Origin of the sequence: Pseudarthrobacter sp. GA104 (assembly GCF_009741265.1) — a bacterium.
Lineage (GTDB): Bacteria > Actinomycetota > Actinomycetes > Actinomycetales > Micrococcaceae > Arthrobacter.
Genome location: NZ_WOWL01000001.1, coordinates 2754534 through 2774756, shown reverse-complemented (window position 1 = coordinate 2774756; position 20223 = coordinate 2754534). Strand labels below are relative to the sequence as shown.

Below are 20223 nucleotides of genomic sequence, written 5' to 3'. Positions count from 1 at the left end.
TGTCAGCGCGTGGGCGGACAGGAAATCACTGCAGCCCCTGACGTCACACAACGCCACCGCATCCAGATAAGGACAGGCAACGCCCTACCCTTAACAAGTGACTTTGACTAAGATGCGAACCGCCGCCGCGAGCTCCCTCGCCGCCGCCGGTCTCCTGTTTACCCTCGCCGCCTGTTCCGCGCCGGCCGCCAGCCAGCCCACCACTTCCGCGCCGGCCTCCTCCGCCGCCGCTTCGTCGAGCGCCGCACCCAGCACAGCATCCGGCACGGCCGGGACTTGCGACGGCGTGAAGGTCATCGTCGATTCCGGCGCACTGAAGCAGTCTGCCGCTGACAAGTCCGTGTGCGTGCCCGTGGACGGTCCCACTCTGGCATCGGACGTGCTGGGCAAAGCCGACGTGAAGATCGAGGGCACCGCCAAGTACCCCACGAGCTTCGCGTGCCGCGTCAACGGCGTGCCCGCTGCGGACTTCGATATCAAGCACAAGGGCGGCACTACCCGCGAAGCGTGCGATGACAAAAACACGGTCTCTTATTGGGCCCTCTGGGTGAAGCCCGCCGCCGGCACGTGGGCCTACGCGCAGGAAGGCCTGGACAGCCTCAAGCTCAGCCCCGGCGAGAGCCTGGAACTGCTCTTCACCGTCGACGGCGAACCGGCCGCCCCCGCGGCATGACCTTCCGACCCGCGCCGCTGCGCGCCGGCATTGCTCTCGCCGTCGTGTTCATCGCGGCGCGGGTCATCTACCGCGTCCTTTTCAACGGCGCGGGCCTTGGCTCGCCCATCCTGCTCGACCTGCCGGCCATGCGGCTGCCGGCCCCGTACGCCCACGTGGTGTTCCTCGGTCCGGTCACCGGGCCCGGGCTGTGGGCGGCGGTCCTGTCCGCCCTGCCGATTGCCGGGCTGTTTGTCGGCTTCGGACTGCTGAACGCATTCGTGGACGTGGCCCGCGGCTTCGTTCACCTGGCCCGCCGCGGCCCCATGCAGGGCCTGGCCCGCACGCTCGTCGTGGCATGGGCGGCACTCCCCGCGCTGGCCGACGCCGTGACCTCCGTCCGCTTGGCGTTCCGGTTGCGGGGCGAACGCTTCGGACCCCGCGCCCTGGTGCCCGTCCTCGAGCGCACCCTTGAACACGCGGCCCGGGTTGCCGCCGCCCTGGAGCTGCGCGGCTTCGGGAGCCGCGCCGCCCAACAACCGGGGAACGACGACGGCGGCCCGCTCCTGGTGCGCGACGCCCGGTTCCGCATCGGCGACGCGCAGGTCCGCGTTGCCGGGTTCACGCCGCAGAGCGGGTCCATCACCGTCATTACGGGGCCCACGGGCTCCGGCAAGTCCACCATCCTGCGGGGCATTGCCGGCCTGCTCTCCCACGTCGACGGCGGCGATATCTCCGGCACCGTGCGCATCGCCGGAACGGACCGCGCCGCCACGCCGCCGCGCGATACCGCCCGCCTCATCGGCGTCGTCCTCCAGAATCCCCGTGCCGCCTTCGCCAGCACCCGCGTGCGGGACGAGATCTCCCTCGCCCTTGAGTTGCGCGGTATGCCATCAGCCGCCGCCAATGCCCGGGTGCTGGAGGTCGCCCAGCGCATCGGGGTCTCGGCGCTGCTGGACCGGAACATCAGCACCCTCTCGGCCGGTGAGGCAACGCTCGTGGCCATCGCCGCCGCGGTGGTGGAGCAGCCTCCCCTGCTCCTGGTGGACGAGCCGCTGGCAGACCTAGACACTACGGCCCGCAGGCATGTCATCGGCGTGCTCAACACCCTCGCGGGCGACGGCGTCTGCGTCATCGTGGCGGAGCACCGGGCCACGGCGCTCGTCCCGGTTGCCGACTCCTGGTGGACCATTGCCGACGGCGCCCTGGTGCCGGGCGCCGCGCCGTCGGCGCCTTCACACCGCGATGCTTCTCATCCAGCGCCGGCACAACCGGCCGATCAAGCGCTCGTGCTGACAGCGACCAACCTTGCGGTGCACCGCAAGGGCACGCCGCTGGTGCGCGACGCCTCCCTCACCCTGCACCGCGGTGAAGTGGTGGCCCTGGTGGGGCCGAACGGGGCCGGGAAGTCGTCCCTGCTCGTAGCGCTTGCCTTGGGTGAGGGGGAGGGCGGAGTAAAAACCAACGACGGCGGAACGGCCGACGGCGGCCGCGTCGCCCTGGTGCCGGACGCCTCGGACGACCTCTTCACCAGGGATACGGTCGAGGGAGAGCTCCGCGCGGCCGAGCGGCGCCTTGCGCGCCGAAAGAACGGCCAACAGCCCGAGCCCGGCTTCGCGGCGTCGCGCCTGGCCCGTTTGCGGGGAGACGTCAGCATTCCCATTGGCCACGAGCATCCCCGGGACCTTTCTGCAGGCGAGCGCCGGATCCTGGCCATTGCGCTGCAGACCATGGACAGTCCCCCGGTTCTCCTGATCGACGAGCCCACCCGCGGACTCGATCCCGCGGCGCGGACGGCGGTCTCGGCCGCGCTCCGGGCCGCGGCGGAGGCTGGCACTGCAGTCCTGATCGCCACCCACGACCACGACTTTGCCCACGGCCTCGGCGCCCGGATCCTCCCGATGCGGGACGGCGTCGCGCCATCCTCAACGGTGACTGACGCGCCGGAACCGCTTGACCTGATTCCACGGCAGGCGGGCGCCCGGCCAAAGCCATTCACCGAACCGGACTTCCAGGGCGCGGAACGGAAGCCCCGCATCCGGCTGCCGCGCGGCGTCGAACTCGCCGTCCTCGGAACCGCAAACCTCGTAGCCCTCGCAGCGTTCTGCTGGCCGCTGCTTGCTGCGGCCCTCCCGCAGGATGCAGCCGCCGCCCTCCCCTACGCAGCGCTGGCAATCGCGCCGCTCGCCGCCGTCGCCATCGTTGTGTCCCTGGACGGCTCGGTCCGCTCGGCACATACTGTGGCGCTGCTCGGCGTCCTGGCCGCCGTCGGTACGGCAGTCCGGGTGGCGAGCACCGGCGTCGGGGGCGTTGAAGCAGTGTTCATCCTGCTGATCCTGGCCGGCCGGGCGTTCGGCGCGCGGTTCGGCATGCTGCTCGGCGCCGCCACCATCGCCCTCTCAAGTGCCCTGTGGGGCGGGATCGGGCCGTGGACTCCGTTCCAGATCTTCGCCTGTGCGTGGGTGGGTGCAGGGGCGGGGCTTCTTCCCCGGCGGGTGCGGGGCAAGGCCGAACTGTGGATGCTGGCGGCCTACGGCGTCGTGGCGTCCTACCTGTTCGGCCTGCTGACCAACCTGTGGTTCTGGCCTTTCGCGGTGGGCGCCGGCACCGGCATCTCCTATGTGCCCGGCGCGCCGCTGGGCACCAACCTGAGCAGCTTCCTGCTGTACTCGCTGGTGACGTCGACGGCGGGCTGGGACACCCTGCGCGCCGTCACCACCATCATCGGCATCGCGGTGGTGGGCCGGGCGATCCTCGCCGCACTAAGGCGGGTGAAGCCGGTCTCCAGCGCAGGCGGTCAAGCCGAAAAGGCTCATTCCGCCCAGGCCAAAGACCGGCTTCACATCGGGGTTTGAGGCTACTGATGGAACGCGCCGACCCGATGGCTCGTCAGGGTGTCTTGCTTTGCGCGGCCTCCGTGAGGAGACGGCGGGCATCGTAGTCCGTCAGGAATGCCTGGTCCTCGAGGGCTCGAACGCTGCTCTTCACGGCCGCCACGTAGTCGCCGTGGTTCCCGTACAAGCCATCGAGCACGTCCTGCCCAAGGGGCCGCTCGTAGCCGGCGATGAAGCAGAACGACGCGCCGGTGGCAGTGCCGTACCAGGTGCTCGTCGGAGCGTCGAGGAACGGCGAGCGCAGGCCGCCCTGCACGTTGCCGAACTCGTCCAGCACCGGCGCGCCGTCGCGGACGAGGATCGGTTCAGCGCGCGGCGGCGCGATGCCCTCCCGGACCCAGAGGTCGAGGTTTTGCAGGGCGGAGTTGAAGAAGATGGAGCTGGGGAACCTGCTGCGCGGCCCCTCGTTGCAGGACGCGGGCGGGACAGACCGGCCCGCGGCGATGATGTCTTCGGACGAGGCCGAGAAGGTGAGCTCGTCCGGTGTGGCGTGGCCGGCGCCCGCCATCTCGTAGTGCCGGTACCGGTCCCCTGGAGCGTCGCTGTCGGCGCGCCGGGATCCGATGCCCCGGAGGTAGTCAGACTGGGACATGATCCGCATGATGGGCACCCCGACGTCCTTGAACTGGCGGCGGACGTCGTTGGCGGGCGGGGCAGTCTCGCACTGGTTCATGGGATACGCGCCAGCGAACGCGCCACCGGCCACAGCGACCATGTACGCGTCATAGACCGGCTCGCCGTCGGACTCGACGACGAGCGGGTGGACGCCGTTGATGTAGTTGACCAGGAAGCCTCCGGTCTGGGAGTAGCCGAAGCCGTAGGCGTGCTCCACGCGGGTGGTCGGCGATCCGTAGCGCAGCGGGTTGGCGGGATCATTGCTCTTGAGCCAAGCGCCGACTTGCGAGTAGATGTCCCAGATCAGGCCGTTCTCCGTCGTCCGGGATGAGTCAGCGGCCACCGTTGCACAGTTGCGGGGATCGGTCAGCGGCAGCGGATTGGCGAAGGACAAGGCCTCGTACCGCGCCGAATCGAAGTTCTTGAGCGCCTCAACGGCTATCGGCTTGGCGGTGATGCCTACCCAGGCGTCTCCGTTGGCGACGATCTGCTCATGGGCCATTGCCCAGCCGATGTTGAGGTCGAACAGATTACTGGGGTTGAGCATCTCAACCACCACGTTGCCGCTGAACTTCTGGCCCTCGGCGGGCTTACGGACCAGGACGCGGGTGGTGTAGGGGGCGTCGGGGGTTCGGATCTGGGCGGGGCCCGCGGCGGGCCAGCTATAGACATTCGAGGTGCCGCTGACCAGGTACTCCTCCTCGTCATAGCCGAGCTTCGATAGATCCTGGGGGACCTCTTGATGGCTGGCCGCACCGAACGGGTTCGACTCGGCGGTAGCCGCCAAGGGACCCTGCACAGTGGGTACCGGCGTCGCCCCGGCAGACTCTGCGACCTGCCCGGGCGGAGCGGGAGCCTCTGCGTTGGCTGGAACGGCTGACGCGCTGAGGCCCGCAAAGGCGAGGGACAGCGTCAGCAGGATGGATGCTCGGGCACGGGTGTTCATCGATGCTCCTTCTCGGATCCGGGCTGCACTGCCCGGCGCGCTCCGGAACACAGGCTTCGGCGCCGTGTGCCCTTGCTGCGAGATCGACGCTCAGTTCAAACGTGACAACGTCAGGGAGCGATGTTACTCCACAGTAGATATGGTTGACCGAAACGGTCAAGGGTAGGTATTGACTGTCATGGCGCCAACGGTGGCGCAGCGAGCATCAACCGCAAATCCTGTAAATAGGGGTGAAGCCGGTCTCCAGCTCGGGCGGTCAAGGGGGCGCAGGCTTTTGCAGCGGGCTGCATCGATGTCGCTGTGAAGGTCATAGTGGGAGGATCCCTAGGATTCGCAATTCCCCGTGGATAGTCTGGGACAGGATGCCACTCTACGGAGGGTCAGGGAGAATGTGATCGAAGCAGCTGCTGCGGTAATCGGCCGGAACAATGTCACCATATCCGGCCGGGATGATGGGCCTGTGATGATGTTCGCCCATGGTTTTGGCTGCGATCAGGCTATATGGCGGAAGCTGCTGCCCTATTTTGTTGATGATTACCGGCTGGTGCTTTTTGATCATGTTGGTGCAGGACACTCCGACATCAGCGCCTATGACTGGGACAAGTACGGGTCCCTGAATGGGTACGCGTCGGACCTGCTGGAGATTTGCGCCGCCCTTGAACTCGATGACGTCATCCTGGTGGGCCACAGTGTCAGCACGATGATCGCCGTGATCGCCGCAGTGCAGGACCCCAACCCTTTCTCCCACTTAGTCCTGCTTGCTCCTTCACCCCGTCATACGGATGACCCGTACGACGGCTACGTGGGCGGGTTTTCGAGAGAAGACATCGAGGGCCTGCTGGCATCCCTGGACAGCAACTATTTCGCCTGGGCCGCGGCCCTGGCGCCCATGGTTATGGGCAACCCGCAAGAGCCGGAGCTAGCGGAGGATCTGCGTGGCAGCTTCTGCCGGACAAATCCAACCATCGCACGGCACTTCGCCGAGGTAACCTTTTTCTCCGACACCCGCCCTGAACTGAAGAAGGTGCGCACCAGCTGCCTGATTCTGCAGTGCTCCGACGATCGGCTTGCCCCGCCGGAAGTGGGCGCCTACCTGCACAAGAATCTGGAACACAGCACCCTGGTGCAGCTCCAGGCCACCGGGCATTGCCCCCACGTCAGCGCCCCGGAGGAAACGGCCCGGGAGATTCTCCACTACCTCGATACCCGCTCCTGACAGGCGCCGCTGGCCCCTCCCCCGCCCGGTTTTGCCCGGTCGAGGCAGGTTCAGTCAATGATTGCCCATTTCAGGCGAGCTGCAGGATCCGGGTTCAGGCGAGTTTGGTTACCTGGTAGGTGTGGCCGGCCGCGCGGAGTCGCTGTATGAGCACGTTGCCGAGTGCGGTGGCCGGTGTCAGCGACCCTTTGGCGGTTGGCAGCCGGTCACCGTCGAGGGCAAGAGCGAGTGCAGTCTCCCCTGCCATCACGGCGGTGGCGGCATAGCCGGGATCACCGGGGCCAGCAGCAATCGCCTGGTAACGCTGGCCGTCCTCGGTGCGGGCGGTCACCTGGGAGTGGAACCAGCCCGCGCGCTGCGTGCTGATGCTCGGACCCGTACCCGGTGCCGGAAGAAAGCGGTCGAGGACCTTCCGGGTGGGCGGGAAGGCCATCGCGCCCGTGAATGCCCGAAGCCCGAGTGCCATTGCCCCGGCGAGGACCGCTCCTGCCGGTCCGGGGGCCACCCCCATCACCTCGCCGTACTGAAGGGAGCGGCCGTAGGCCCAACCCTGCAATGCGTTGCTGCGGCGCACTATCCGGGTGTTGACGGGGGCCATGATGAACGGCGCGGTCCAGGTGCCGTCAGCCGAACGGCGTACAGGACCGGCGTCGGGTGGCTGGGGTGTTGTCGGCTCCCGGGCGCGGTCGGGGCTCAGAGCGAAGGGGTCCGCGGCTAGTGACCTCAGGGCGGTGCTCGATCGCATCGCGTCAAGCTGCCCGCGCATCGATTCGAACGTGCCTCCGCTGATGCCGCCCTTGGCCTTAGCAACGAGTTGGACCTCGGCTAAACCGCCAGCGCCATCGGCTTCTGCGGCCTGATGAAGCAGCAGTACGGCGAGGTCGGACGGCACGGAGTCGTAGCCGCAGGAGTGCACGATCCGTGCCCCGGTCGTCCTGGCCAGAGCGTCGTAGCGATCGATCGCCTCCCGGATGAAGGACACCTCACCGGCGAGGTCGGCGTAGTGGGTACCGGCCCGGGCACAGGCCTCGACGACGGGTAGTCCGTGTTTTGCGTATGGACCGACGGTGGTGAAGAGCACGCGTGTGTTCGCAGCCAGGGCGGCGATTGAGTCCGCATCCTCCGAGTCGGCTTCGATGAGGGCCCATCCGTGCGCCGCGGCCGGCAACTGCGACCGAACCGCCTCGAGTCTGGACGTGGACCGGCCCGCGAGTCCGACTCGCACACCGGCCGGTGCATGTTCCGCTATGTAGGCGGCGATCAGTCTGCCAACGAAACCCGTCGCTCCGTAGAGAACGAGGTCATTTTCCCGAGATGAGGTGTCCACAACTGCAGCCTTTCACAGCGGCATTGCACTCACACCTTGAAGTACTTCGCCTCCGGGTGGTGGAACACAAACGCGTCCGTGGACTGTTCGGGGTGCAGCATCAGCTCGTCGCTGAGGACCACGCCCATCCGTTCCGGCTTCAGCAGCTCCGTCACCTTGCGGCGGTCCTCCATGTCCGGGCACGCGGGGTAGCCGAGCGAGAACCGGGCACCGCGGTACTCAAGCTTGAAATACCCCGCTGTGTCCTTGGGCTCCTCGGCGGCGAAACCCAGCTCCTTGCGGATCCGTGCGTGCCAGAACTCGGCCAGCGCCTCGGTGAGCTGCATGACCAGGCCGTTGAGTTCGTAGTAGTCGCGGTACTGGTTGGCGGCGAACATCTTGGAGGTGAACTCCTCGATCTTCGAGCCGGCCGTGACCAGCTGCACCGGCAGCACGTCGATGTGGCCGGATTCGCGGGACTTCACAAAGTCCGCGAGGCACAGGTGCCGGTCGCGGCGCTGGCGCGGGAAGTCGAAGCGCAGCCGGTCGGTGCCGATCGGACCGCCGGAACCACCGTCCGGGGCGAGCAGTCCCGCGGGGCCCAGGACGCCGTCGCGATCCTCGCCGTGGTGCAGCACCACCACCTGTTCCCCTTCGGAAACCACCGGGAAGTAGCCGTAGGCGACGGACGCGTCCAGCATGCCCTCGCCGAGGATGCGGTCCAGCCAGTAGCGCAGGCGCGGCCGGCCCTCGCGTTCCACCAGTTCCTCATAGGAGGCGCCGTCTTCGCCGCGGCCGGGCTTGAGCCCCCACTGCCCCATGAACGTGGCGCGCTCGTCGAGGAACGCCGAGTAGTCGTGGAGCGAGACACCGCGCACAATGCGCGTGCCCCAGAACGGCGGCGCGGGCACGGGGTTATCGGAGGCGACGTCGGACCGGCCGGGCATCGCTTCGGGCTCGGTGACCGTGAACTTCGCGCCGCCCTTGTGGATGCGCTTCTTCAGCGGCGGCAGGCCGACGTCTTCCGGCGATTCGCCGCGGGCCACGCGGACCAGCGGCTCCATGAGGGACAGGCCCTCGAAGGCGTCCTTGGCGTAGCGGACCACGCCGTCAAACTGCTCCGCCAGGTCCTGCTCCACGTAGGCGCGGGTCAGGGCTGCGCCGCCGAGAATCACGGGCCACTTCTTCGCCAGGCCGCGGGACTGCAGCTCCGCAAGGTTTTCCTTCATCACCACGGTGGACTTCACCAGCAGGCCGGACATGCCGATCACGTCCGCGTTGTGCTGCTCGGCCGCGGCGATGATCTCGGCGATGCCCTGCTTGATGCCGATGTTGACCACTTTGTAGCCGTTGTTGGTGAGGATGATGTCCACCAGGTTCTTGCCGATGTCGTGCACGTCGCCGCGGACGGTGGCGATCACCATGGTGCCCTTGCCCGAGGAGTCGGACTTCTCCATGTGCGGCTCGAGCAGGGCGACGGCGTTCTTCATCACCTCGGCGGACTGCAGCACGAACGGCAGCTGCATCTCACCGGCGCCGAAACGCTCGCCCACCACCTTCATGCCCTCGAGCAGGTGGTCATTGATGATGCCGAGCGGGGTCATGCCCTCGCTGCGCGCCAGGTCCAGGTCCTCCTCGAGGCCCTTGCCTTCGCCGTCGATGATGCGGCGTTCCAGGCGCGCGCCCGTGGGCAGCGCGGCAAGTTCGGCGGCGCGCTGGTCCTTGAGCGCTGCGGTGTCGACGCCGGCGAACATGTCCAGCATGATGGCCAGGGGGTCGTACGTGGTGTTGCCCTCGGCGTCGTATTCGCGCTTGTCCCAGACGAGGTCCAGGGCCACCTTGCGCTGCTCTTCCGGCAAGGAGGCGAGCGGCACGATCTTGGCGGCGTCGATGATGCCGCTGGTCAGGCCCGCCTGCACGGCCTCGTGCAGGAACACGGAGTTCAGGACGACGCGGGCTGCCGGGTTCAGTCCGAAGGACACGTTGGAGACGCCGAGCGTGGTGTTGATGCCCGGGTACTTGGCGGTGATCTGGCGGATGGCCTCGATGGTTTCGATGCCGTCGCGGCGGGTCTCTTCCTGGCCGGTGGCGACGGGGAAGGTCAGGGCGTCCACGATGATGTCCTCGACGCGCATCCCCCATTCGCCCACCAGGGCGTCGACGAGGCGTGAGGCGATCGCCACCTTGCCCTCGGTGGTGCGGGCCTGGCCCTGTTCGTCGATAGTCAGGGCGATCACGGCGGTGCCGTGTTCCTTCACGAGGGGCATGATGCGCGCGAAGCGGCTGTCCGGGCCGTCGCCGTCCTCGTAGTTGACGGAGTTGACCACCGGGCGGCCGCCGATGTGTTCGAGGCCGGCCTGCAGCACGGGCGGTTCCGTGGAGTCGATGACGAGCGGGAGGGTGGAGGCCGACGCGAAACGCGAGACGACCTCCTTGATGTCCGCAACGCCGTCGCGCCCCACATAGTCGATGCAGACGTCCAGCAGGTGGGCGCCGACGCGGATCTGCTCGCGGGCGATGTCCACGCAGTCGTCCCAGCGCTCTTCGAGCATCGCCTGGCGGAACGCCTTGGAACCGTTCGCGTTGGTGCGTTCACCGATGGCGAGGTAGGAGGCGTCCTGGTCGAAGTTGACGTGCTGGTAGAGGGAGGCGACGCCGGCTTCGCGTTCGGTGGGGACGCGGGCGGGGCCGCTGCTCGCTTTCGTCTCGCGGGTGCGGAAGGGCGCAAGGCGTTCGACGACGGCGGCCATGTGTTCCGGCGTCGTACCGCAGCAGCCGCCCACCAGGCCGAGGCCGAACTCGCGGACGAACTGCTCGTGCGCGGTGGCGAGTTCGGTGGGGGTGAGCGGGTAGTGCGCGCCGTTGGCGCCGAGGATGGGCAGGCCTGCGTTGGGCATGCAGGCGATGGCGACGGAGGACTGCTTGGAGAGATGGCGGAGGTGCTCGCTCATCTCGTCCGGTCCGGTGGCGCAGTTCAGGCCGATGGCGTCGACGCCGAGCGGCTCGAGGGCGGTCAGCGCGGCGCCGATTTCGGAACCCATGAGCATGGTTCCGGTGGTTTCGACCGTCACCTCGACGAAGATGGGGAGGCGGATGCCGCGGGTGACGATGGCCTGCTTGCAGCCGTTGACGGCGGCCTTGGTCTGCAGGAGGTCCTGGCTGGTTTCGATGAGGAAGGCGTCCGCGCCGCCGTCGATGAGGCCCTCGGCCTGGAGGGCGAAGGTCTGTTTGAGGTAGTCGTAGCTGGTGTGGCCGAGGCTGGGGAGCTTGGTGCCCGGGCCCATGGAGCCAAGGACCCAGCGCATCCGTCCGTCTGTTTGTTGCGCCGCTTCGGCGCGTTCGCGGGCGATCTGGGCGCCCTTGCGCGCGAGCTCCTCGATCCGGTCGTCAATGCCGTAGTCGGAGAGGTTGGACCAGTTGGCGCCGAAGGTGTTGGTTTCGACCGCGTCGATGCCCGTGGCGAAGTAGGCGTCGTGGATGTCGGCAAGGACGTCGGGGCGGGTGTCATTGAGGATCTCGTTGCAGCCTTCGAGGCCTAGGAAGTCCTTCTCAAGTGAGAGGTCCCGGCCCTGCAGCATCGTGCCCATTGCGCCGTCAGCAATAACCACGGAGTGGTTCACGGCGTCCAGAAGCTCCTGCGAACGGGCAGGGCGGGGCACGGACTCAATATCAAGCGCAAAACGAGGCATCTAAACAGGTTACGTGTGGGGGCCGGAACGTTGCGCAGTGTGTCCATGTACTACGACGGCGTGGGTGGACGTTCCTCCCAAGACCCTTCGATCAGAGCCTGTCTTCGGTGGCCGGTCTTGGCGGAAGACCGACAACTGCAACTGGAGACGAAAAGCACCGGAGGGCTGGTTTCCTGACGCTCGAACACCGCGGGGCTATTAAGCACCTCTACCGATACAAAGGATCAAACGGATTGTTGGGCGTCTGCCTTTGCACCCGCATCGAAGGGACTCAGCTTTCTTCAGGCGGATCGAAGGTAAGAAAGCCGTCTTGTGGCTCGACACCACTGAAGTAAGCCATATTTTCGACTGTGTTCAGAGTGAAAAGCTCTGTGTACCCATCCTGTCAACAAGAGATGTCGGTCGTCCATCCAACTTAGAACCAGCCCCTGCGTGGATTTCCGGGTCGTTCCCTACACCCCTGAAATCCACCTTCATGTCAAAGCGGGAGATTGTCTTGCTCGTGGTGAAATGGCCGATCAAGAGCTCCCCGTCAATGTGCTGGAACGGCTTCACCGACTCGTCAAAAGTTGGGGACACATCTTCAGGTAGTAGCAGGCGGATTCGATGCGCACTGACCCTACCAAGTCCTATGTGCAAGCTCCGGTGTCGGTCGACGCGGGCTAATTCATGGACCCAGTAGACCAGGGTGCTTTCGGGACCCGAGTCCACCTGATAGGGCTGAGACATTTCAAGTTTGTCGAGAATGTCATGGGGAACGCCGGACAAGCGTTTCCGCTGACTGGCGTATTCCTTAGGTGTTGAGCAGATCGGATACTGGATACGCTCAGCGAGGGGAGGCGGGTTCTGGCCGGTGGCCGTTGCAACCCAGGCGTATAGGCCGTTGTCTAGCGCTGCACGAATTGTTGCCAGCCAATCACTGAACGCCAGTGACATCTGTACCGGTGCTTGCTCTCGTGTGACCGCTAGGATTTCGAACGACGTTGGGCTGATGGTGCGGATGTCGATGTCCCAAGGATGGGTCGATGTAGTCTTTCCAAGATTCACCAAATTCCTTACGCTTCGCTGTGGCGTGATGCAATCTCGCAAAAGCGAAGTCAAGGAGCTGCTGCATATCCTAACTCTAAGCTCCGGCAGCGACAGGCAATCTCGAAGGCTGCCCGCAAAAGCAGGTGGACGAGAGCCGGAGCGGTTCGGAAGGTAGATTGCCAGATTTCCGGTGTCCCGATTGCCCTAGTACGCTCAATTCGGCTTCCTCGTTCGCGGGAGCATCTCGTAAAGGTGGGGCATGGATTACGGAATAGTTGCGCGGGACGTCGCTCTGGTCGTGGTGGAATTTCTGAAGGTTCTCGCGTGGCCCGGTGTAATCCTGGTTGCCTTGTGTATGTTCCGAAAGCAGATTAACGGCATCTTCGTCCGCCTAAAAGAGGCGGCTTTCGCCGGAGTATCGGTCTCTCTAAGGGAAGAAGCCGGTGAGTTGTCGGAAAAGGTGGGCAAGCTTCCCGAAAAGCTGAAAAAGAGAGATGAGGGTTCCACAGCCTCGTCTCAGGAACCTGAAGCTGAACCTGACGTGATTGACTCGGATGAGGCCGACGTCCTGAACAATGCGAAGGCACAGATAGAGTTCAGCTGGGCCGACCTTGAAGACACCTCCCTGAACTTGCACCAACGCTTGTTTATGGGCTCAGGCGGATCATCAAATCCCTATAGGCGGCCAAATAGCGTCGTGCACGCATTGGCCGATTTACATCGCAACAAGATGATCGACAGCGAGACGTTGTCAACGTTCCGAGAGGCTCAAAACTTCAAGAAACATCTAGTGGACAACGCCAACAACGCGACGTTCGAGACCTACTCCCAGTTCCTCAACACCATCGACAGCCTCAAGCATCGGGTCAGCTTGTGGGACAAGGGAATGCTCTAGGTGAAGTTCAGCAGCAACTACCGCACCGGTAGGAGACTTCCAGACTTTGGCTGCCGCCTTGCCCATGGTTACTGCAGTGCTGGGGTGAGGGGCTCACTGCGGACTGCGGCGAGGCGGCCACGTATCTGGATTTGGATTTGGCTGATAACGGTGTTCGACAGGTTGTCGGCAAAATTTCTCGTTGTGTTCCGTCGAACCGTAGCCCGCGCGATGTTGCTTTCGGTCTCCACTCGCTGGTCCTCGAGCCGGCTGCTTCTATCAACCTATTGTTGTCATAGCGGTCGGGCTGGCTGATTCGATCGAGCATCAGTGACTGGTCATTTGCTTGTTACGAATCCGGCACGTCGTTGAGTAGTGGTGCAGACAGCAAATCTCCGACGAAAAGCTCCAAGTGCGCCGCCCTGAGATTGACTTCGTCCAGGTTGGTCCTGCTTGACTCCCCGTGCACGAGCTTGCTTCGCAACGTGTAGCACTTGCTAAAGAATGCTGCCGGTTCAAGATTTTGGTATGTCCGTCCAGATAACGCTCCGGCTGCGAGCTCCCTGCCGGCCTGCCCCACTGATTGCTCCTTCATTTGGCGCAAGGCTCCCGACAGTGAAGCTTTCAGATTCACGGGTATCCCAGACACAGCTGTCTGTGCGAGGAAGCCATCTATGAGCTGTGTGACTTCGGGAGGATGAGTTTTTTGGTTGATGAGGGTCTCCACAGCCATCATCAACGTCACGAAGCGGGTAGTGACGTTCGCATACGAAAAAGACATGCCAAAGAGGTCGAAGGCAATTCTGTGATTGAGGGTCGGGGAGAGACGTTTCTCCTTCGCAGCCCGGACAGCCTGGGCGATACTGGTTGGGTCCTTGTTTACTAAAGCCGTTGCACTGAAGTGTGAGAAAACGGGTCGAGGCTCCGTTTTGTAGATGATTTTGCCGGGCGCGTCTTTTAGGACCGGGCTGCCTTCATGTTCAAACATGAACCGCCCGGCTTCAGGCTCAGCTCGGCTGAATTCTGCTCCCGCGTACCGCCTGGCTAATCCAAGCTGAAGGTAGGATGACCATCTCTCTGCAGCTTCAGCCGCTTCTTCGCCGCTCGCGAAGCCTTCCCCGTTGAGAGCTAGGTCCGCAGCGTCTGATATGGACGGAGAGTTCAATGCTGTAATGAAGACTATCTGGGGTGCATCATCCTCGGTGGTCAGAACAAGTTCTCGTCCCGTTTCTCCGATTCGCACCCTGTCGCCCAGGTGAAACCGCTCCCGAAAGGAATACAAATTACTTGCCTCCTCGCTCTGTGGATTAAGGGTCCCACAATCGTGCGGCATTCACTACGAAGTAGCGGTTCCAGTCATCAAGGGGTGATCACGGTGATCGAGGCGCCGGTTGAGGTAGTCGCGGCAATGTTGGTGCGGCGATGGCCATGAGCCCTCGCGATGCCTAGATTTAGAACATGAGAGTTTGCATTTTCTGCGGGGGTCTGCCCCTGACCCGGGAACATGTATACCCGCAGTGGTTGCAACAGTTCTCCGCACCGCAGTCCTACATAAAACGGGAAGGTTCCTACCAAGCACCCTTTCCCCAGACAGTAGTAAGAAAGAATGCCCGGGGAAGATTCGTCGAGATTGACGAGCACCGCGGAAACAGGACCCCGAATCTACACGAGGTCACCGTAAAGACAGTATGTGCGGCGTGCAATAACGGCTGGATGTCCACACTTGAAAACGCTGTTCGGCGACCCCTCAAGAAAATGGCGAATCCACCAAGGCCCGACGCGCACGTGGTAGATGCACGCACCAAGACACAGCTTGCCGCTTGGGCCTACAAAGGTTTTCTTATGTATGACCAATACCGGGACCCGCGAGATCGCGTCTTCATCGAGGAGGACTACGTGGCCTTCAAGAACTCCAAGCGTCCGCCGCAAAGCAGCCGTATCTATATCGGAATCACCAATTCCCTCCTCTCCACATTCTCGATGTGGCACGAAACACACCTTTTGGTACTAAACCGAGATGTCGATCCGCAGACAGCTTTAGCCACTAATCCTCGCAATTTAGCGAGCTCACTTCTAGGAGTTCAAGGCGTCTACTTCATTCAGCAGTATTTCAAGCCTGACATTCCCTGGACACCACCAGCTCGACGAGCCATAGACCTAAAGGCCATGACTACCGTCGAAGCAACGCCGGCCTACCGAATTTGGCCACCCAACAACAAGCAGCTGAATTGGCCGCCACAGGTAACTTCTGACAAACAGTTCGAGAACGCGCGGTTAGCGCTTCTCCGAGTTATGAACGCCCTTCCGGCCTTGGCGGAGAGGGCGGAAAACCTCGACTAACAGGTCCATAGGTTTCCACCGCACTTCCTGCCCCTAACTGCCTTCGCACTGCATAAAGTCTCTTCTGCCAGACTTTAAAGATGCCAAATGAAAATGAGTACTCACGTGACTGGAACGACCTGGGCCTGTGGTTGGAGAAAACCCACAAACGCACATCTAACAGAGCGTCCTATCCGCCGGACGCGACGAGCCTATTGGCCCGAGATGAAACAGGCATGCCGGAAGGCTCGTCTGTTGCTGCCATCGTCCGTTCACTCCTCGATACAGCAGTTGATGACCTCACGTCCGCCTTTGGTCTCGCTGCCGGATTAGGAAGACTGCATCCTGCAGGCATCCCGACGTTAGTTCGGGGCGCGGTGGAACTTTCGGGCGTCGGGATGTGGGTCCTTACCGGAAAAGGACGAGCAGGAAGGCAGGAACGGGCGCTAAGAGTTGCGCATGATTCACTGTTTAATGCCTCAAAGTTCTTTTCACATATGGCTGCTGACCCTGGCGTCCCGGGCAACGTCCAAGCCGATGCGCGTAAATCATCCGAAGACTCCAAAGCGCAAGTCGACAGTCTCTTAGGGAGTGCGGCGTTCCTCGGCTTGAGGAAGTCCGCCATCAAGGCCCCTTTGAACAGATCAGATGCATTACGCCAAGTGGACAAAGAACGCGGCACAGACTTCTTCTCGCGATGGCAGCTCTGCTCGGGTTTCGCCCATGGCTTCGCTTGGGCACCCCAATTCTTCAACGACCTGGCATACAGGCACGTGATGGAAGGGGGCGGGGTACTGACAGGACGAGTTCTTAGCGAAGAGAGAGCGTTGGTATTGCTCCGGTGGGGGAGGCACTCGATCGAGGAGTTTATAGGATCCCTGAACATTGGCTTGGTGCCAAACGAAGCAGGTGACCAACTATCCATAGTTGCCAGCCCAAGCCTTCAGGTTCACCCGCTGTTCTCTCGCAAGCAGCCGGAGCAGGCGCTGAAAAGGCCTTAGCTTTCGACCTCTGCAGGTGCAGAAGGACCGGCACTGCGTTGAACTGCGCCCGGAAGCTGGATACCGCATGGCGGGAGGACACTTCTTCGGTCTTTCGTCCGGTCCGGTGGCGCAGTTCAGGCCGATGGCGTCGACGCCGAGCGGCTCGAGGGCGGTCAGCGCGGCGCCGATTTCGGAACCCATGAGCATGGTTCCGGTGGTTTCGACCGTCACCTCGACGAAGATGGGGAGGCGGATGCCGCGGGTGACGATGGCCTGCTTGCAGCCGTTGACGGCGGCCTTGGTCTGCAGGAGGTCCTGGCTGGTTTCGATGAGGAAGGCGTCCGCGCCGCCGTCGATGAGGCCCTCGGCCTGCAGGGCGAACGTCTGCTTGAGGTAGTCGTAGCTGGTGTGCCCGAGGCTGGGGAGCTTGGTGCCCGGGCCCATGGAGCCAAGGACCCAGCGCATCCGTCCGTCTGTTTGTTCTGCCGCTTCGGCGCGTTCGCGGGCGATCTGGGCGCCCTTGCGCGCGAGCTCCTCGATCCGGTCGTCAATGCCGTAGTCGGAGAGGTTGGACCAGTTGGCGCCGAAGGTGTTGGTCTCGACGGCGTCGATGCCCGTGGCGAAGTAGGCGTCGTGGATGTCCGCGAGGACATCGGGCCGCGTGTCATTGAGGATCTCGTTGCAGCCTTCGAGGCCCAGGAAGTCCTTCTCAAGTGAGAGGTCCCGGCCCTGCAGCATCGTGCCCATCGCGCCGTCAGCGATGACCACGCGGTGGTTCACGGCGTCCAGGAGCTCCTGCGCACGGAAGGGGCGGGGCAGGACTCAATATCAAGCGCAAAACGAGGCATCTAAACAGGTTACGTGCGGGGGCGGCACGTTGCGCTGTGTGTCCATGTACTACGAGGGCGGGAACCTCCAGGAGGTTCGGCTGGCTAGCCCAAAGATGCGGCACCAAGTCGTAATTTCTCCCGATTACTCGCCGCCGCAGAAGACGACGTCCTACAAGCGAAAGGGCGGTCGAGTTGTCAATGATCTGCGGCGAGAGTTCGGCGGGCCTGCACAGGGTGAGTCAGGCGGCGCGGCTTTTCTAGAAGCTGAACCGCTTCTGTTACTGCGTGCTGGAACGGGCGGTTACCGCTGATGATTAGGGTGACCGTGCCGGTCTTGGTGCGTGCCGTTGGTGTAGCGGCTCATGACCTCGCGGCGCTCGGCTGCAGGCCGCTGTACCACTTCAGGTAAACACAGTGGCACTGCTGGCTGGGGACAAGTTCCGCAGCGAGTCCAGGTAGAGGCTCTCGAGCGTAACTTCGGGCTGGACACCCTCCAGCTCGTGGGCTACCAGCAGTCTGCCGTTCACAGGCCAAGAGTCGCTTCCACGCTTGTGAAGCAGCACTCCGGCGCGTCTCATGCGAGGGCGTTGGTTGTGCGGGCGAATGGAGGCTTTCGAAGACTACCCGCTTCGAACCGAAGGCTCGGAAACTTTCTTGGTTGCTGCTCGGCACATCTTCAAAAGCCACTATGATCATGACGGCCGACTATGTTGGCCGGTTCCGCAGCGCGGGCCTACGATCCATAGCAGAGGACTGAAGTTGACCAAGATCATTGAGGCAGAGATTCAAGGTCTGGCTGGGTCGATAAAAACTCACAAGTTCAAGCTGGACAATTCATTAAACGTTTTTTGGGGTCTTAACGGTTCGGGAAAGACTTCCTTTCTCCGCATTCTTCAGTCTGCGCTTGCCAACGACCCAGGTGCAATTTCCGACGTTTCATTCGAGTTTGCTCGGGTCATTTTTTTCAGCGAAAATTATAACGCAACGTTAGAGCGAACTCTTAAGCGGGAGGCGCCCGGTAACCGATCTTCTCACAAAGCACCACGCCCACATGACCAGCGTTCCCATTACGACCGGTCAGACCATTTCGAAGATTCCCCTGAAGGGGAAGGATGGGTGACGCGAGTTATCGAGGGAGATGTAGGGCCCGATTACGAACTACCCTACCAACATAGCTTCCTCCCCATCAGCCGGTTGAACGACATTCAGGTCCGGCGAATAGGAAGGTTGTCTGGCGCATCAACTTATGATGTGGAGGATTTCGATTTCGAAGCCGACATTGAAACAGCCTGGCGTCAGTATAACTCGGTTTCTCTGGTCAAAATTAGGGAGATACAGCAAAAGGGCTTGGCAGACATTCTTTCAGTCCTATTTCAGAGCGTCATGGTGCGCGCTAGCGAACTACCGGAAACCGCAATTGATGAGGACGACGCTTATCGACTTGTCCTTGACTTCCTGGTACAGCAGGGAATGCAACTGGATGTTGATCGGGCAGCTTTCATGAAGCGATACCGAAATCAAAAGGAACTGCAAAGCGTCGTCCATCGAATCCGCGACGTGAACGCTGACATAGAAAAAGCAACCCGTTCCCAGCTTGCCTTTCAAAAAACAATAGAGGCACTGTACTCCGGTGATAAGAAAATTCGTTTCACCCGATATAGCAGGATCGAGGTCCAGGCGGGAGGCCGGAGGTCGATCAGCGTGGATCGTTTATCCTCTGGTGAGAAGCAGTTACTTCGCATCCTCCTCACTACACTTGCGGGCGAGTCAAGTCCAGTGATGGTTGATGAACCAGAACTATCTATGCACATCGATTGGCAACGTCAATTAGTCGCGTGTATGCAGGCTGTGAACCCAGACTGCCAGTTGATCCTTGCAACGCACTCCCCTGAAGTTGTTGCCCGCGTCCCAGAACACCAAATTTTTGAACTATGAGCATTCCCAGATACTCCCGTACCGGGTTCGCGGGCGTTGCTCGTATCACCGCCGCAAAGTACACAGTCTTCGTTGAGGGCAAGAACCATGATGCTGTCTACTATGAACGTCTCCTGACATCCCATCCAGAAATATCAAATGCTGGCGTAAGGATCATTCGGAGTTCCGAAATATCCGATGAACCCGTTAGCACCGGCGGAAAGTCGGCCGTTCTCAGTCACTTTGAGTTTTTCAAAAATACCAATCACTTGACCTTGAAGACCAATAGCCAACTTAAGCATATGGTCTTCTTCCTAGATCGCGACTTCGATGAGTTTTCAGGGAAACTTCACGATAATCCTCATATAATTTACACGCATGCGCCGGACGTGGAAGCGGAGATTTACCGCCAAGGTGACTTGAAGAAGGCGCTAGCAACGGTATTCTCATTGACCTCTGAGGAGAGTGATGCAGCGTTCGCTTTAGCGTCGAATTACGCATTCGAACTTGCCCTTCGCTGGCGGGCCTGGCTTACCCTCTGCATCGCGTCCGAGCCATTGCGCTCCAGATGTCAGGTCACCCCCTCACGCCCATCACAAATCAACGAACATCTTTACGGGGCATATGATTCGGCCGCATACAGCAGTCACTATCAGGCCCTTATTCAGACAGCAGTTGTCGAGGATCCCGAGCAGCAGTTTGCCGTGATTAGCGGGATGGTTGACTCGGTCTACGAGAGCGCAAAATACTTTCGCCTCCTCAAAGGAAAGCTGATACCCGGGTTTATCATACATTTGATTTCACCGGTCTACGCAGTCAATGAGCGAGACGTCAAGGCGAGGTCTATGCAATTGACTTTGGTAATGCTGGACAATATAAACTTTGAACATCAGGCGAGCTACCACTACGGCAGACTAGGCCTCCTAGACCCACGCTAGGTTTTCGCAACTTTGACT

General features: G+C 62.3%; 13 protein-coding genes and 1 pseudogene. 8 read left to right on the top strand and 6 right to left on the bottom strand.

All coding sequences use genetic code 11. The annotated features are described in order from the left end of the window. The first annotated feature begins 103 nt into the window (after window positions 1-103). Entirely contained in the window at window positions 104-673 is a 570-nt protein-coding gene (locus tag GK109_RS12620; RefSeq protein ID WP_231755054.1) for a hypothetical protein, read from the top strand. After that, on the top strand, window positions 670-3507 hold the full coding sequence (locus tag GK109_RS12615; RefSeq protein ID WP_157240861.1) for an ATP-binding cassette domain-containing protein: 2838 nt from the start codon (window positions 670-672) through the stop codon (window positions 3505-3507). Before GK109_RS12620 ends, GK109_RS12615 begins: the two co-directional genes overlap by 4 nt. A 34-nt stretch (window positions 3508-3541) precedes the next feature. Here GK109_RS12615 and GK109_RS12610 read toward each other — a convergent pair whose 3' ends face one another. Then, window positions 3542-5107 carry an alpha/beta hydrolase domain-containing protein gene (locus GK109_RS12610; RefSeq protein ID WP_157240859.1) on the bottom strand — a complete coding sequence of 522 codons (1566 nt, stop codon included), beginning with the start codon at window positions 5105-5107 and terminating at the stop codon, window positions 3542-3544. A 391-nt stretch (window positions 5108-5498) separates the two neighbouring features. On the opposite strand from GK109_RS12610, the gene GK109_RS12605 reads away from it, so the two are divergent. After that, on the top strand, window positions 5499-6323 hold the full coding sequence (locus GK109_RS12605) for an alpha/beta fold hydrolase (RefSeq protein ID WP_370460571.1): 825 nt from the start codon (window positions 5499-5501) through the stop codon (window positions 6321-6323). Window positions 6324-6417: 94 nt separating this feature from the next. On the opposite strand, the gene GK109_RS12600 is transcribed toward GK109_RS12605, so the two are convergent. From GK109_RS12600 to GK109_RS12590, 3 genes are all read right to left on the bottom strand, one after another. Beyond that, on the bottom strand, window positions 6418-7650 hold the full coding sequence (locus GK109_RS12600) for a trans-acting enoyl reductase family protein (protein WP_370460570.1): 1233 nt from the start codon (window positions 7648-7650) through the stop codon (window positions 6418-6420). A 29-nt stretch (window positions 7651-7679) separates the two neighbouring features. Beyond that, window positions 7680-11318, bottom strand: a complete 3639-nt coding sequence (gene metH, locus GK109_RS12595) for a methionine synthase (protein WP_157240857.1) — start codon at window positions 11316-11318, stop codon at window positions 7680-7682. A gap of 354 nt (window positions 11319-11672) precedes the next feature. Further along, window positions 11673-12365: a hypothetical protein gene (locus GK109_RS12590; RefSeq protein ID WP_157240855.1), complete on the bottom strand. Its 693-nt coding sequence runs from the start codon at window positions 12363-12365 to the stop codon at window positions 11673-11675. Between the two features lie 241 nt (window positions 12366-12606). Between GK109_RS12590 and GK109_RS12585 the strand changes: the two genes are divergently transcribed. Continuing rightward, on the top strand, window positions 12607-13242 hold the full coding sequence (locus GK109_RS12585; RefSeq protein WP_157240853.1) for a hypothetical protein: 636 nt from the start codon (window positions 12607-12609) through the stop codon (window positions 13240-13242). Window positions 13243-13570: 328 nt separating this feature from the next. On the opposite strand, the gene GK109_RS12580 is transcribed toward GK109_RS12585, so the two are convergent. After that, window positions 13571-14464, bottom strand: coding sequence for a hypothetical protein (locus tag GK109_RS12580; protein WP_157240851.1), 894 nt, complete (start codon window positions 14462-14464; stop codon window positions 13571-13573). A gap of 470 nt (window positions 14465-14934) precedes the next feature. Between GK109_RS12580 and GK109_RS12575 the strand changes: the two genes are divergently transcribed. Further along, complete coding sequence (locus GK109_RS12575; protein ID WP_157240849.1) at window positions 14935-15561, top strand: hypothetical protein; 627 nt, start codon at window positions 14935-14937, stop codon at window positions 15559-15561. An 80-nt stretch (window positions 15562-15641) separates the two neighbouring features. After that, the gene (locus GK109_RS12570; protein ID WP_157240847.1) at window positions 15642-16541 is read left to right on the top strand and encodes a hypothetical protein; all 900 of its coding nucleotides are present in this window, start codon (window positions 15642-15644) and stop codon (window positions 16539-16541) included. Window positions 16542-16634: 93 nt separating this feature from the next. Here the strand turns inward: GK109_RS12570 and GK109_RS12565 are convergent. Beyond that, window positions 16635-17371: pseudogene (locus GK109_RS12565) on the bottom strand (homocysteine S-methyltransferase family protein); the annotation flags it as partial. Window positions 17372-18112: 741 nt separating this feature from the next. On the opposite strand from GK109_RS12565, the gene GK109_RS12560 reads away from it, so the two are divergent. Together GK109_RS12560 and GK109_RS12555 are read left to right on the top strand one after the other, a co-directional pair. Continuing rightward, window positions 18113-19288, top strand: coding sequence for an AAA family ATPase (locus tag GK109_RS12560; RefSeq protein WP_197432465.1), 1176 nt, complete (start codon window positions 18113-18115; stop codon window positions 19286-19288). After that, window positions 19285-20205 carry a DUF4435 domain-containing protein gene (locus GK109_RS12555; RefSeq protein WP_157240843.1) on the top strand — a complete coding sequence of 307 codons (921 nt, stop codon included), beginning with the start codon at window positions 19285-19287 and terminating at the stop codon, window positions 20203-20205. Before GK109_RS12560 ends, GK109_RS12555 begins: the two co-directional genes overlap by 4 nt. Window positions 20206-20223 lie beyond the last annotated feature (18 nt).